We start from the raw sequence: 433 nt of genomic DNA on the forward strand, positions 1-433 counted from the left end.
CGCGGCGCACTGGACGGCCGAGCGCCGCGCCGCCGCCCTCGCGGCGGATCCCGCGACGGCGTCCGCAGCCGCTGTCGCGTCGTCGGACCTCGCCTCCCCGCAGTCCACCGGCGACGGATCCCCGGCCTCGTCGCCGGTCCCGCACCCGGAGCAGCCGTTCGTCGGCGTCCTCTTCTACGTCGACGGCGGCCGTGACCGCGCCTGCACGGCGAGCGTCGTGGACACCCCCGACGGCGACGCCATCGCGACCGCCGCCCACTGCCTGGTCGACCGGCGCGCGCACGCCGCCTCCGCCCTCGCCACCTTCGTGCCCGGCGCGCAGGGCGCCACGGCTCCGCACGGCATCTGGCCGGTCCGGATCTCGGCGGTGTCGTCCGCGTGGACGACCACCGGCCGCGCCGCGGACGACGCCGGGTTCGCGCGCGTGAGCGGC

1 protein-coding gene is annotated in these 433 nt (G+C 79.2%); it reads left to right on the plus strand.

What is annotated here, in order from left to right; translation table 11 throughout:
- A partial coding sequence (locus DZG00_RS16520; protein ID WP_511172849.1) for a trypsin-like serine peptidase occupies positions 1 to 433 on the plus strand: 433 nt, incomplete at both ends.

The sequence above is a fragment of the Clavibacter lycopersici genome, from assembly GCF_003576405.1.
GTDB classification, from domain to species: Bacteria; Actinomycetota; Actinomycetes; order Actinomycetales; family Microbacteriaceae; genus Clavibacter; species Clavibacter lycopersici.